12 protein-coding genes, 1 tRNA gene and 1 pseudogene are annotated in these 13,170 nt (G+C 44.2%); 2 read left to right on the forward strand and 12 right to left on the reverse strand.

Annotated elements, in window-relative coordinates:
* Positions 1-147 precede the first annotated feature (147 nt).
* The 8 genes from LI091_RS17305 to fba form a co-directional block, all read right to left on the reverse strand.
* The gene (locus tag LI091_RS17305) at positions 148-1,845 is read right to left on the reverse strand and encodes an extracellular solute-binding protein (RefSeq protein ID WP_118753344.1); all 1,698 of its coding nucleotides are present in this window, start codon (positions 1,843-1,845) and stop codon (positions 148-150) included.
* Positions 1,835-3,538: a sensor histidine kinase gene (locus LI091_RS17310; protein ID WP_021650824.1), complete on the reverse strand. Its 1,704-nt coding sequence runs from the start codon at positions 3,536-3,538 to the stop codon at positions 1,835-1,837. The genes LI091_RS17305 and LI091_RS17310 overlap by 11 nt, the downstream gene beginning before the upstream one ends.
* Entirely contained in the window at positions 3,513-4,271 is a 759-nt protein-coding gene (locus tag LI091_RS18510) for a helix-turn-helix transcriptional regulator (RefSeq protein WP_320442626.1), read from the reverse strand. The genes LI091_RS17310 and LI091_RS18510 overlap by 26 nt, the downstream gene beginning before the upstream one ends.
* Before the next feature lie 161 nt (positions 4,272-4,432).
* On the reverse strand, positions 4,433-5,041 hold the full coding sequence (locus LI091_RS17320) for a response regulator (protein ID WP_265191408.1): 609 nt from the start codon (positions 5,039-5,041) through the stop codon (positions 4,433-4,435).
* Between the two features lie 88 nt (positions 5,042-5,129).
* A complete protein-coding gene (locus tag LI091_RS17325; protein ID WP_021650827.1) occupies positions 5,130-5,966 on the reverse strand; it encodes a carbohydrate ABC transporter permease in 837 nt (278 codons plus the stop codon).
* Positions 5,966-6,814, reverse strand: coding sequence for a carbohydrate ABC transporter permease (locus LI091_RS17330; RefSeq protein WP_227752378.1), 849 nt, complete (start codon positions 6,812-6,814; stop codon positions 5,966-5,968). Before LI091_RS17330 ends, LI091_RS17325 begins: the two co-directional genes overlap by 1 nt.
* Positions 6,815-6,932: 118 nt before the next feature.
* Positions 6,933-8,261, reverse strand: coding sequence for an ABC transporter substrate-binding protein (locus LI091_RS17335; RefSeq protein WP_215707412.1), 1,329 nt, complete (start codon positions 8,259-8,261; stop codon positions 6,933-6,935).
* 276 nt (positions 8,262-8,537) lie between these two features.
* Complete coding sequence (fba, locus tag LI091_RS17340) at positions 8,538-9,401, reverse strand: class II fructose-1,6-bisphosphate aldolase (RefSeq protein ID WP_015527136.1); 864 nt, start codon at positions 9,399-9,401, stop codon at positions 8,538-8,540.
* Positions 9,402-9,595: 194 nt separating this feature from the next.
* On the opposite strand from fba, the gene LI091_RS17345 reads away from it, so the two are divergent.
* A tRNA-Tyr gene (locus LI091_RS17345) sits at positions 9,596-9,677 on the forward strand.
* A gap of 786 nt (positions 9,678-10,463) precedes the next feature.
* Here LI091_RS17345 and LI091_RS18690 read toward each other — a convergent pair.
* Together LI091_RS18690 and LI091_RS17355 are read right to left on the reverse strand one after the other, a co-directional pair.
* Positions 10,464-10,742, reverse strand: a pseudogene (locus tag LI091_RS18690) (NAD(P)-dependent oxidoreductase); the annotation flags it as partial.
* Positions 10,673-11,062 carry a hypothetical protein gene (locus tag LI091_RS17355; protein ID WP_320442625.1) on the reverse strand — a complete coding sequence of 130 codons (390 nt, stop codon included), beginning with the start codon at positions 11,060-11,062 and terminating at the stop codon, positions 10,673-10,675. The gene LI091_RS17355 and the pseudogene LI091_RS18690, both read right to left, overlap by 70 nt.
* Positions 11,063-11,178: 116 nt before the next feature.
* Here LI091_RS17355 and LI091_RS17360 point away from each other — a divergent pair, with 116 nt between their 5' ends.
* The gene (locus LI091_RS17360; RefSeq protein WP_015527133.1) at positions 11,179-12,102 is read left to right on the forward strand and encodes a LysR family transcriptional regulator; all 924 of its coding nucleotides are present in this window, start codon (positions 11,179-11,181) and stop codon (positions 12,100-12,102) included.
* A gap of 275 nt (positions 12,103-12,377) precedes the next feature.
* Here LI091_RS17360 and LI091_RS17365 read toward each other — a convergent pair whose 3' ends face one another.
* Positions 12,378-12,545 carry a tyrosine-type recombinase/integrase gene (locus LI091_RS17365; protein ID WP_021650830.1) on the reverse strand — a complete coding sequence of 56 codons (168 nt, stop codon included), beginning with the start codon at positions 12,543-12,545 and terminating at the stop codon, positions 12,378-12,380.
* A gap of 175 nt (positions 12,546-12,720) precedes the next feature.
* Positions 12,721-12,993 (reverse strand): hypothetical protein, encoded by a 273-nt coding sequence (locus LI091_RS17370; protein ID WP_021650832.1) that lies wholly within the window; start codon positions 12,991-12,993, stop codon positions 12,721-12,723.
* Positions 12,994-13,170 lie beyond the last annotated feature (177 nt).

Below are 13,170 nucleotides of genomic sequence, written 5' to 3' on the forward strand. Positions count from 1 at the left end.
CCCCGACGGAGTCCCTGCCCGGAGCGATGCCACCTTCCTCTGGCGTCCCTCAACCACATCCACCTCTCAAAACCTCAAAAACATCCCCGACTGCATCCACTCCCGGAGCGATGCCACCTTCCTCTAGCGTCCCTCTATACATCCGCCTCACGAGTCCACAAGCCCTTCCCGGACCCGCTCCGTAAGACTGTCTCCACCCTTACGATACCAATCTTCCACAAAAGAGTCAAAAGAGCTCACAGGCATCCTCCCCATAATGATCTGGATAAATGCGTTCTTCTCCAGCAAACGCAAAGTCTGAGGAATCTCCCCGTCACCATCCCCCAGATACTTCTTCTCCGGAGCACGGTAATTCGCATCCACCAGAAGCCCCACCGCCGAAATCCTGGACTTATACGCCGCCCAGGCCTCTACCGAAGGCACCTCCGCCTTAAGATACTCCTTACACGCATCAAAATAAGACGCCTCAATGGCACTGAGATCCTCCCTGGTCTTCTCATCGCCCGGACTATAAAGAACCTCACGGATATGCTTTGTCACTATATAGGTAGCCTCATTGTAATCTACATTGATCATTAGCGGACGCGCCGTAGGATCCACATTCAAGGCAAAATAAGTGTTCATCTCATCCGCATCCTCTGCCTCATATCTGGAATGGTCAAACAACACACTCAAAATCTTCATTGCGATCTCCGGATGCTCATACCCTTTACGCACAACTACATATTTATTATCTCGAAACGTAGAGTATACCTCCACAGTCCGCTTTACATCCGCAGTCAGATAATACGGTTCCCAGTCTGCCTCTTTATTCTTCCGATACTCATCCATAAGAGGATTATTCGGAGTCCACCAGAGCCCGAAAAACGCTCCGCATTTTCCATTCACCACAAGATCACGGATATTATTCTGTGCACGTAAAGCAAAATCCGAATCCAGTATTCCCTGCCTGTAAAGCTCTCTGAGATACCCCAGAGCCTCCTTTGTCTCCTCCGTCAGCGATCCATAGACAATTTCTCCATCTGCATTTTCAATCCACTGCTGCGGATATGCCCCGAACTTTTCAAACACAGAGTCCACCGAATAGCTGGTGCTGACCGTGCCCACAAGTCCCGGATCACAGACAAGTCCCACAGGATCTTCACCATCCTCTGCACCCATCCGGTTTTCCTGAAACGCACGGATCACTGAAAAAGCCTCTTCCAGAGTCTTCGGTTCTTTCAGTCCCAGCTGCTCCATCCAGTCACGTCTCAGCCATAAAAGCTGCGGCCCATCATCAATGGCAGTCTCCGGAAGTGCATACAGTTTTCCGTCAAAAGTCCCGGATGCCAAAAGTTCCTCTCCATAGCTCTCATACATTTCCTTTATTTTATCGGAAGCGCAGCTTTTATATACTTCCGTCAGATCCTCGATAAGATCATTTTCAACCAGTTCTTCCAGAGTTTCCCTGTCCGACACCAGAAAAATATCCGGAAGATTCCGATCTTTGACCAGGATGTTCAGGGCTTCGTCATACCGCTCCTCACTCTCCATAAAAACATTCTTATTCTGAATATTCAGTGTTTTTTTCAGATACCGGGTATATGCATTGTCCTCATAAGTCTGCCCGTCCGGAAGATTAGAATTATTAGCCCCTTTCATCTGTCCCAGAGTATAAGTTACAAGCTCCGGATATTTCCCCAGAGGCGTGGTTTCTGCCTGTTCCCAGCTCTTACTGCTCTTTTCGGACAGAACATCTATATCTGTTTTTTCCATTTCTGCAGTTCCTAAAGAACACCCCGTCAAAAGTGCCAGGCTCAGTATCGTACTCAGAAATACCACTGTTTTTCCCAGACTAAGTCTCATCTTTTTTTACCTCTTTCGGGATCCTCATATCAACGCTTGTCCCCTCGCCTACCTTGCTCAGGATCCGGATGGCATATTTCTCTCCATATAAAATGCACATACGGTCATTGACATTTTTAAGACCATAGCCTTTTGCCTGATATGTGAGCAGCTTTTCTGCCTGCTCCTGCTCCATCCCTATTCCGTTATCTTCAACCCGGATCACTACATCTCCATTCTCTTCAAAGAAATAAAGTTTCAGAAGCTTTTCCCCTTCCTCCTTCACATCCAGGCCATGCTCCAGAGCATTCTCAACGATGGGCTGCAGGGCAAGCTTCGGAACCAACTCCTGCTGAACAGACGGATCGATATTCCACTCCACCTTAAAATCATTGTCATGCATGATCAGCTGGATTTCCAGATAAGCTTCGATATTCCGAATACAGGTTTCCACAGTCACCATATCTGCTCCCTTACTGAGCGCTGTCCGGTAAAATGTAGATAATGCCAGTGTCACACGGCTGATCTCCTTCTGACGGCTCTTAATCGCCATCCAGTTTATAATAGAAAGAGAATTATAAAGAAAATGGGGATTGATCTGGGCAGTCAACGCTTTCAGTTCAAATTCCTTCAGAGCGATCTTATTTTCATACACTTCTTCGATCAGTCGATTAATTTCATCCATCATATGGTGAAAGCTTCTCACCAGCTGTCCTACCTCATCTCCAGAATCACTGTAAACCGTAACTTCACGGCTTCCCTGGTTCACCTGTTCCATATTTCTGGTAAGCTGCTCAATCTTTCTGGTAAACAGCTTAGAAAACGTCATTCCAAGCACAATGATGATCACAACACAGAAGCCGATCAGTGGGATCTCACTGATCAATACTTTTGAAACCGAGCTCTCGATCACAGCCGGAGGTTTGTAAAAATAATAGGTCCATCTTGTTTCATGTCCGCTGCTGCTGACATAGGTATATTCTTCCCTCAGACGATCCAGCTTTTTTGCGGTTTCTTTCTGTGCTGAAATATCACTGGCAGCCAGATTTTCTCCATGATAGACGATATTTTGCTGATCATCCACCACAAAGCCTCCGGAATTCCGTTCAATAATATTAGCCAGAGGCTGGAATACTTTTCCGTAATCCAACAAAATACAGAGCACAGCCTCCCTGATCTTACCATCATATATTTCCCTGACTGCCGCGATCTGACGATTATCCCGGTCCACGATCCACTGAACCGTCACGGTATTATTTAATTTGTCACTCCACCATTCCCCATCAACCTCTGAAAGCGGAGCCAAGGTATATTCATGGCGCACGGGAATGCTTTCTGCAAAAAGATGTATCCCCAGAATTGCTTCGTGGTAGGATTTCGGCACCGTCAACAGCGGATCCACAACTTCCGTATACTGTTCATATGCAGTATAACGATCCATATCTTTGTTGAAGATCACCTCCTGGATTTCAGGAGAATAGGTAAGATAATTCAAAAGGCTGGCATAAATTTCGATCTGCCCGTCAATGTTTTCTCTGGTCTGCTCCAAAATGGAGTACATATCCTCCATCTCATTTTTCCGTACAAGACTACTCATACGACTGTGACTATACAGTGCCAACACAGTCATCGGCACCAGGGATACCACCACAAGAAGATTTGTCAGCTTGTACCGGTATTTCATATTATTATACTTCTTCAGAAGACTCTTCATCCTCATTGTTTCCTTTCCGATAGGACTCCGGGCTGCTTCCGTAATATTCCCGGAAGCTCCGGCAGAAATACGAAGAATTGGCAAATCCTACCTGCTCGCTGACCATGGCTACTTTCATGTTGGTAGTTCGTAGAAGCTCCTTGGCCTTTTCCATGCGGAACACACGGATAAAACGATTCAGGTTCATCCCCGTCTCCTTCTTGAAAATAAAGCTGAGATAGCCGGACGAAAGGTATACCTTTTCTGCCAGTGTTTCCAGATTCAGATCTTCCGCATAGTGATTGTAAATATAATTTTTGACTGCTGCCACCTCATCTCTGGATTCGCTCATGGAACGGTCTAGGAACTCCTCGTACTGGCGGATATTTTTTTCTGTAACCTCAATGATCTCCTGAATGGTAGAACAGCCATACAGATGATCCACCTCCAGATCCAGCCTGTGCTCTCCGGCAAAACGATTCTCCTGAAACAGCTCCCTTATCACATTGGAAAAAACAAATTTCACATACATGGCCGAAAACTGGGTATTGGACTGATATTTGGATGCCAGGCTGCGGAAATGGCTCCACAGCTGCTTCACATCCTTTCTGGAAATATCTTCTGAGATTTTTTCCATGAGCCTGGAATCCTGCTCCTCTTCTCCGGTATTTTTTTCCTCGTCCTCCTCGCTGGTATAGACATGAATATCCGGATGATAAAATTTTTCTTCCATCTGCTGCTCCAGCTGTTCCATGATTTCCGGCAGTTCCTGATATCCGTCAAAACGCCGGCTTACAGCCAGATGAAAGCGAACAGGATGAAGACGCTTCAGAAGATTATAGACATTTTTTGCCACAAGGACATAATCACAGTACACATCCTTAAAAAGAAGCAAAGACTGACGGCCATTAAGATTCAAATAGAAGAAAGAACGGCGAAGCTCTTCCCGGATCTCAAGGGGAACCTCATCACTGGCAGAATCAAAAAAAGCTTCATCCGATTCAATAAGAATTGCACAGTGCCACTGCTCCCAGACAGAAAAATCCACAATTCCTTCAGACGCTCCTGATCTCCGGAATAAATGTAGCCCAACAGAAAATACTGCTGAAGAAAGCTCTTTTCTTTTATGGACTGCTGCTCTTTATTTTTCCGGGATGCGATCTCCTTCTGGATCTTCTGTATGGTGTCATGAAAGCGGTCCGGATCCACCGGTTTCAGTACATAATCCGTCACACCATAGCGGATCGCCTCCTGAGCAAAAGCAAAATCTCCATAACCGCTGAAAATGATAATTTCCAGATCCGGATATTCCTCTCTTGCTTTTTTTGAAAGCTCCAGACCATCCATATGCGGCATTTTGATATCTGTCAGCATCAGATCCACCGGATGCTTTCTCAGCTCATTTAATGCCAGCTTGCCATTAGCCGCCTCATAAATCTCCCACTCTCCCTCCTCCATAGACAGAAGAAAGCGGATTCCGTCACGTTCCAGTTTTTCATCATCTACCACCAAAACTCTGTACATTCCTCACCTCGCCAAATATGGCCTGATCCACGTAAAAGCACGCAGATCAGGCCTTTTTCTTTCATTTTAACATTATTCAACTGATTTGTCAGCCCTTAACAGCTCCTGCAACCACACCTTCAATGATATATTTCTGGCATGCAAGATAGAAGGCAATGATCGGAATGATGGAAAGGACAAGAACGCCCATCATCGCTCCCATATCAATGGTTCCGTAACCGCCCTTCAGATACTGGATGGCAATGGAAATGGTTTTATATTTCTTGATATCAAGTACCAGATATGGAAGAAGATAATCATTCCAGATCCACATGGTTTCCAGAATCGCTACAGTTACACAGGTCGGTTTCATAACCGGAAGAACCACTTTAAAAAATGTCTGGATCGGGGTACAGCCATCGATCATGGCAGCTTCCTCGATCTCGATCGGAATGGATTTTACAAAACCGCTGAACATAAATACCGCAAGTCCTGCTCCATATCCAAGATAAATGATGATCAGTCCCCACGGAGTATTCAGCTTCAGGATGTTTGCAATCTTGGAAAGAGTAAACATTACCATCTGGAATGGTACGACCATGGAAAACAGACACAGCATGTACATGGTTTTTGTCAGCGTGTTGGTAACACGGTTGATGTACCAGGCACACATGGAGGTACAGAGCAGAATTACCGCAACCGAAAATACTGTGATAAATAATGTCCATCCAAATGCCTGGAAAAATCCGGTTTTTGTAAGACCATTTACATAGTTTTCCAGACCTACGAACATTTTATCCGTTGGGATTGCAAAAGGATAACGGCTGATGTATGCTTTTTTCTTAAAAGAATTGATCAAAACCAGAAGAATCGGGAAAATATAAGCAACAGATACCACACTCAGGATCGCAGTCCACAGACCGCTGAATTTTACTTTTTTATTCATTACTGCTGTACCTCCTTACTTCTTGTGAGACGATTCTGGATCATGGCAATTGCTCCAACCAGTATAAAGAAGATCACGGCCTTCGCCTGTCCTACACCTTCCCATCCGGTACGTCCATAGAAGGTATTGAAAATATTCAGTGCAAGCATTTCTGACATATTGGAAGGCTCACCATTTGTAAGAGCAAGGTTCTGGTCAAAAAGCTTGAAGGAGTTGGTAAGTGTCAGGAAAGTACAGATGGTGATGGACGGCATGACCATAGGAATGATCACATGCTTCAGAAGCTGTCCTTTGTTCGCACCATCGATCTGTGCAGCCTCGATCAGTTCACCCGGAATATTCTGAATACCTGCGATGTAAATAATCATCATATATCCGATCTGCTGCCAGCACATCAGGATCACAAGGCCCCAGAATCCGTAAACAGATGAATATGTAAGTGTTTTATTGATCTGAAGAAGCAGACCGTTTAACAGAAGCTGCCATACATAACCAAGGATGATACCACCGATCAGGTTTGGCATAAAAAATACGGTACGGAATATATTGGTTCCTTTGATCTTCTTGGTCAGAAGCAATGCAACTGCAAAACCGATCACATTGATCAGAACTACTGATACAACCGTAAATGCGGTGGTGTACCATAATGCATGTCCAAAGGTTCCATCCTCAGTAAAAATCTTCACATAGTTCTGTAATCCCACGAATTTTGCATCCGTTACTGTGGTAAACTTACAGAAGGAAAGATATACACCCATGATAAAGGGAACGATAAATCCAATGGTAAATGCCAGCAGGGTAGGCAGGACAAAAACCGGAAAATACTTTTTCATCATCTTATTTTGCATGTTTTCTCTTCCTTTCTCCTGAGGATGCATCCTTCCCTACTTTACGCATCCTCTCTTCATTAAAAGAGGCAGGCGGAAACCGCCCACCTCTTCGTGATCACGTTTCAATTATACCTTATCAGCCTTCATTTGCTGCTTTGTACTCTTTTGCCCATCCGTCAACAAATGCAGTTTTCACAGCATCCCACTCACCGGTACCCTGTGCATACTCAAGCATTGCACTGCCGACCTGGTTTTTCCACTCTTCAGAAGGCATGGTTGTGAAGTTCCATGAAACCGGAGTTTTACCAGCTTTTACATATTCGTTGGCTGCTTTTACAAGCGGATTTGTAGACTCATAATTCTCATCAAAGGTCTTGAATGGTGTTGTAAATCCCATTTCCTGGCTTATAGATTCTCTTCCTTCATCACTTGTGATAACCCAACTGAGGAAATCAAGAGTTGCCTGGATATCCTTCTCATCTGCTTTTTTATTTACGCACCAGTAGTTTTCACTGCCTGTGCAAAGTCCCTGGTCCTCTTCACCATCAACACCAATGTAGATTGGAAGCATTCCCATATCCTCATCTGCTACTTCGTTATCTTTGATGTTATCATAAGCCCAGGTTCCATTCTGATAGAACACAGCCTCTCCAAGACCAAATTCAGCATTTGCATCATCGATAGTCTTGCTGGAAAGAAGGCTTGGCTCACAGGTAGAATCTGTGATATAAAGATCAAACAGGTTCTTGAAGTTGTCAAGATAGGTTCCTTTGATCGCATCTGTGGATGTGATTCCGTCTTCTTTGTACTCATAATAGATTGGAAGGTTTGCAAGGTGTGTCTTGAAGCGCCAGTCACTGGAAGAATCAAAGCCTGCGGAAGTAAATGCACCGTCAACTCCAAGGTCATCTTTCTTAGCCTGGATATCATCTGCAACCTTCTTTAATGTCTCAAAATTGTTGATCTCATCTGCAGACTTGATCACAGCGCCATCCATCTCACAGTATTTCTTAAGAAGCGCTTTGTTGTAAATAATTCCATATGTTTCAATTACATAGGCGATACCGTCAACTGCACCGCTGTCATCCTTCAGTACGAAATCGTCACTCTCCACATTTTTATAAACATCGCTGTCTTTCAGGTCATAGCAATAATCCTTCCAGGATGCAAGTCCAACTGGTCCGTTAACCTGGAACAGTGTCGGAACCTCATCCTTAGCCATCTCTGATTTCAGAGTAGACTCATAAGTTCCGGAAGCAGCTGTAACAACGGTAACCGGTACACCAGTCTCATCGGTGTATTTCTTTGCCAGGTCTGACCACTGATCTGCCTGCTCCGGTTTAAAATTCAGATAATAAACAGAGCCTTCACTGTCATCCCCCTTTGCCATAGCCGGAACTGCCGGGATCATAGTAGCTGCCATCAAAGCTGCAAGACCAAATGCTGTTGCTTTTTTCATTCTCATAATCGTACCTCTCCTTTACCTTATATGATATTCAATTTGTTTCGCGGATATGCTTAAAACGTCCATTTCGCATATTCCTGACCGATAAGCTTCAAATCAGCTTCTCGATTAACTTGATATTATTGTAAATCGAAGAGGTCATTTTCACTATATAAAAAAATCAAGAAACATGTTGATTTTTTTATATAGTAAAAATATTGATATTTTATCATGAAAAAAGAAGCCGGAACAGGCTTGCTCCCATTCCGGCTTCTTCCATATATTATTTTCGATTCATCATGCTTTATTGACAGATCCGAAAAGCTCCATTTTCTCTTTAACAGTAGCTTTGATCGCTTCTGCTCCAGGTGCAAGAAGCTTACGTGGGTCATATCCTTTACCCTGCTGATCTTTCCCCTCTTCAATGTATTTACGTGTAGCTTCAGCAAATGCAAGCTGGCACTCTGTATTTACATTGATCTTGGAAACGCCAAGGCTGATCGCTTTCTTGATCATGTCTGCCGGGATACCTGTACCACCGTGAAGAACAAGCGGCATATCTCCTGTCAGTTTCTGAATAGCATCCAGAGTCTCAAAGCTTAAGCCCTGCCAGTTAGCCGGATATTTTCCGTGAATGTTACCGATACCAGCTGCAAGGAAGTTGATTCCGAGATCTGCAACTCTCTTGCACTCCTCAGGATCAGCGCACTCGCCCATACCAACAACACCATCTTCCTCGCCACCGATGGAACCAACCTCTGCCTCAAGAGACATGTTGTGCTCAGCAACGATCTTAACCAGCTCTTTAGTCTTAGCTACGTTCTCATCGATCGGATAATGAGATCCGTCGAACATAATGGAAGAGAAACCAGCCTCAACACATTTCAGGCATCCATCATAGCTGCCGTGGTCAAGATGAAGAGCAACCGGAACAGTGATGTTCAGCTCTTCCATCATACCGTTAACCATACCTACAACAGTCTTATAACCTGTCATGTATTTACCGGCACCCTCGGAAACACCAAGGATTACAGGAGAGTTGAGCTCCTGAGCTGTCTGAAGGATAGCTTTTGTCCACTCAAGGTTGTTGATGTTGAACTGACCAACTGCATAATGGCCTGCTTTTGCTTTTTTCAGCATTTCTGTTGCGTTTACTAACATGATAAAATCCTCCTAACCTGTATTAGGATACGGAAAAACCGTGTCCTTTATATCCAACCGTACTCATAATAGCAGATTTCCTTTGGTAAGTCCAGTATTTTACCAAAAATGCTGATGCTGTGGGAATTATTATTTTTTTTGAGAAAAAGCTTGCAATTTTATCAAATGTTATATATAATACATTTGTTGTTCACGGATGGATTCCCGAGTGGCCAAAGGGGGCAGACTGTAAATCTGTTGGCACCGCCTTCGAAGGTTCGAATCCTTCTCCATCCAGCGAATTTAGCTCTTACATCTTTGCGATGTAGGAGCTATTTTTTTGTGCAAAAAGAAAACCGCAAAGGGGCCGCAAAGCCGCGGCCCCTCTGCACACCCCTCGGGCTTTTTTTAAGGAGTTCTTGGTTGTGGATGAGGGGAGGGTGTTGACTTGTGTCTGTATGCTTGGGTATTGGATGTGGGACGCTGTGCCGATCTGGTTCCTGTATGCTTCGGTGTTGGATGCGGGATGCTGTGCCGATTTATTTTTTGGGGGATACGGCCGGCTGCTTTATTGGTTATGGATTGTTTTGAGGCCGTTTTCTGTATGCTTCGGTGTTGGATGCGGAACACTGTGCCGATCTGGTTCCTGTATTCTTCGGTGTTGGACGTGGAACGTTGTGCCGATTTATTTTTATATATTGTGTTTTTTGGGCACTGGGCAGAATGTACATTCGCTTCTATTGTCTGCTCTCTGCGGTTGAATTTTCAGCCGGGGATGTGGCAGCGGTATGGGCTGCTGCGGAGGAGGTGTGATACTGCTTAGGCTGCGGGGATCGGCGTTATTGAGACAGGGGCTGCTGTCTGAGCCAGAGGCGAGTTCTGCCCCTGTCTCAATGTTTTTAGCCGATTTCCGGAGCCTTAGCAGTATCCGCCGACGGAGCCCTGCCCGTACCGCTGCCACATCCCCGGCGTACGGTTCATTCAATCCACCACACAAAGAAAAAGACGGCCACCCCCCAAAAAGCGAGACAGCCGTCCTTTCCTCACACATCATACATAGGAAATCGAAACACCGAAAAAAATCTATTTGTTAACTCTGTTAACCGTATTACCATCCAGAAAAGCCTTGATATTATCAACCGTAATATCCATGATCCTCTGTCTGGAAGCCTGAGCAGCCCAGGAGATATGCGGAGTGATGATGCAGTTTTTAGCCTTGAGAAGCGGATTATCCCCCTTGATCGGCTCAGTAGAAACAACATCAAGACCAGCAGCATAAACCTTCCCACTATTCAGAGCATCTGCCAGATCCTGCTCAACAACAAGCTGACCACGGCTGTTGTTGATAAGGATAACTCTATCCTGCTTCCTTTGTTTGCAAGAACGATAACATCTCCCGGCTGAGCCATATCCAGTGCTTTATGGAACAGAAGGTTATCTCCTGCCGGTGCATTTACTGTAAATGCAGTTCCCAGAAGTCTTGCCTTCGGGTTCAGCGGGAAAATACTGGAATCTACGGCAGCGATCTTTCCACAGTTATCATCAATATTTGCAACTGGAATTCCACGGAAGGCTTCTACTAATTCTTTTGACGGTCTTTCAAAATTTCGTCTGATCCTACATCCTAATGCCATATGAAAACCTCTCTTCTTTTGATTTTCTTTTTTAATTGTATTTATCATATCATACAAGCTTACTATTGAATAACGAATAATTTCTCTGTATAATATAAATAATTTTTATATTATCAAAGCTTAAACCATCCTATAGACAACACCAAAGAAAAGGAGCTGTTCATATGAATCTTGCTGAAATCGAAACCTTTCTCACCATTGTAAATACCAAGAGCATCACCCGTACAGCGGATCTTCTTTTTCTTTCCCAGCCTACTGTCAGCCACCGGCTCACATCTCTGGAGAACGAACTGGGTTTTCCCCTTGTGATCCGTCAGAAAGGCCACAAGCAGGTGGAACTGACTGCCAAGGGAACGGATTTTATCATCCTTGCGGAACGCTGGATGTCTCTCTGGAAGGAAACTATGGAGCTGCAGCGCAATCAGGATTCCCTGCTGCTTACCATCGGCTGTACAGACAGCCTGAACGTAGCTGTTTTCGCACCACTGTATGACAGGATCTTAAATGAGCAGACCAAACTGGACCTGAACATCGAGTCCCATCACTCTTCAGAGCTCTACGGTCTTCTTGGAGAACACAGCATTGATATCGGATTTGTCTACCACAAATTGCATTACAAGAATATTATAACAGAGAAAATCTTCGAAGAAAAACTTTATCTGATACAATCGGATCAGCCAGTGATTCCGGCTCCGGCAATACATACCGATGAGCTGGATCCATCCCTGGAGCTGTTTTTAAGTTGGGATGACAATTATCAGATCTGGCATGACCGCTGGCTTTCCTCCGCTTCCAGGCCTCACATTGCGGCAGATACCATCACACTTTTGGACCGTCTCTGGAAAAAACCGGGAAACTGGATGGTCGCACCACAGTCTGTGATCCTGGAGCTTTCCCATTACCGGCCTCTTTTTATCAGTGAACTGAAAAACACACCGCCAAACCGTGTCTGCTATAAGATCAAGCATAAATATCCAAAGTCCACCAGCAAACGTGCCGTGGAATTCTTCGAAAATGCACTGGAAGACTTTCTTGCAGAATCCACTCCGTCCTTCCCGATCGGCCAGGTATGGGAACGACAGAAATAAAAAAAACGGCAAGCATAAGCCTGCCAGGAACATTCTCTGCTTTACCGTTTCTTCTTATATTATTTATACCAGGATTTTTGATCCACCGCTTTCCACCACATAAAGCAACAACGGGCTTCGACTTGTTTCATCATATATCAAGAACCCTTTGTTTACAAGGATTTTCAGCATTTCCATGAAAAACAATATTTCGTCTGATTGCGTCTATTTTCTTTTATTTGTCACAAAAATTGTCATAAAAGAGCCACGCCCGATAAAGGGAATGGCTCTGATTATTACATTATATTTTCAAGCTTTTTTATTTCATTCTGTACTCTTGCAACATCTACGTGATTGTATATGTTCATTGTAATGCTTATGTCACTATGTCCCATAATCATTTGTAAAACTTTGATATCTAGGCCAGCTTCTGCACATCTGGTGCAAAACGTATGCCTCAGCATATGTGGATGTGTCAAGTATAGGACAAAAAAATTTTATTTTTTTCTGCCGAAGACTATCTGACGTTTCCATCAGGTAGTCCCAGCACCTTTATTATCTTCTGATAAATCATTCTTGTCCTGCTCAAGTTATCTCTGTTCTGAAAAAATATCGTCAAAATTCCATTCGATTTCAATTTCATCCTGAATCAGAGAAACAGCAGCACCCGTCACTGCAATCAGCCCCACTCTCCAGTTCATACAGGTAAGCCACAAAAGAATACAGATAAAATTCAGATGCGCACTGTTCCATGTACATGTCTGAAAAACAAATCATCACACCTGGCATTACTCGGTAAACCGTCATAACGCCCTCTCCTGTCGCATCATTTAACATAAGAACAGCGCAATTCTCATTCTGAATCACAGGCTTCACATTACTTCCAAGACTTGCAATTTCATTTACATTCAAATTTCTTCTCCTTTCACATAGTGGTATTTCTTTGTATTAGTTTCATCTAACCTTTTTTTCTATTATCTTAACATGAGAATCGAGCATTATCCAGACCTGAACGGACGACAATAATCCATTTAGATCGAGTAGGAGGCGGTGACTAACCGCCGTCCTCTCACACCACCGTGCATACCG

This window comes from Blautia sp. MSK20_18, assembly GCF_020553125.1.
GTDB classification, from domain to species: domain Bacteria; phylum Bacillota; class Clostridia; order Lachnospirales; family Lachnospiraceae; genus Blautia_A; species Blautia_A fusiformis.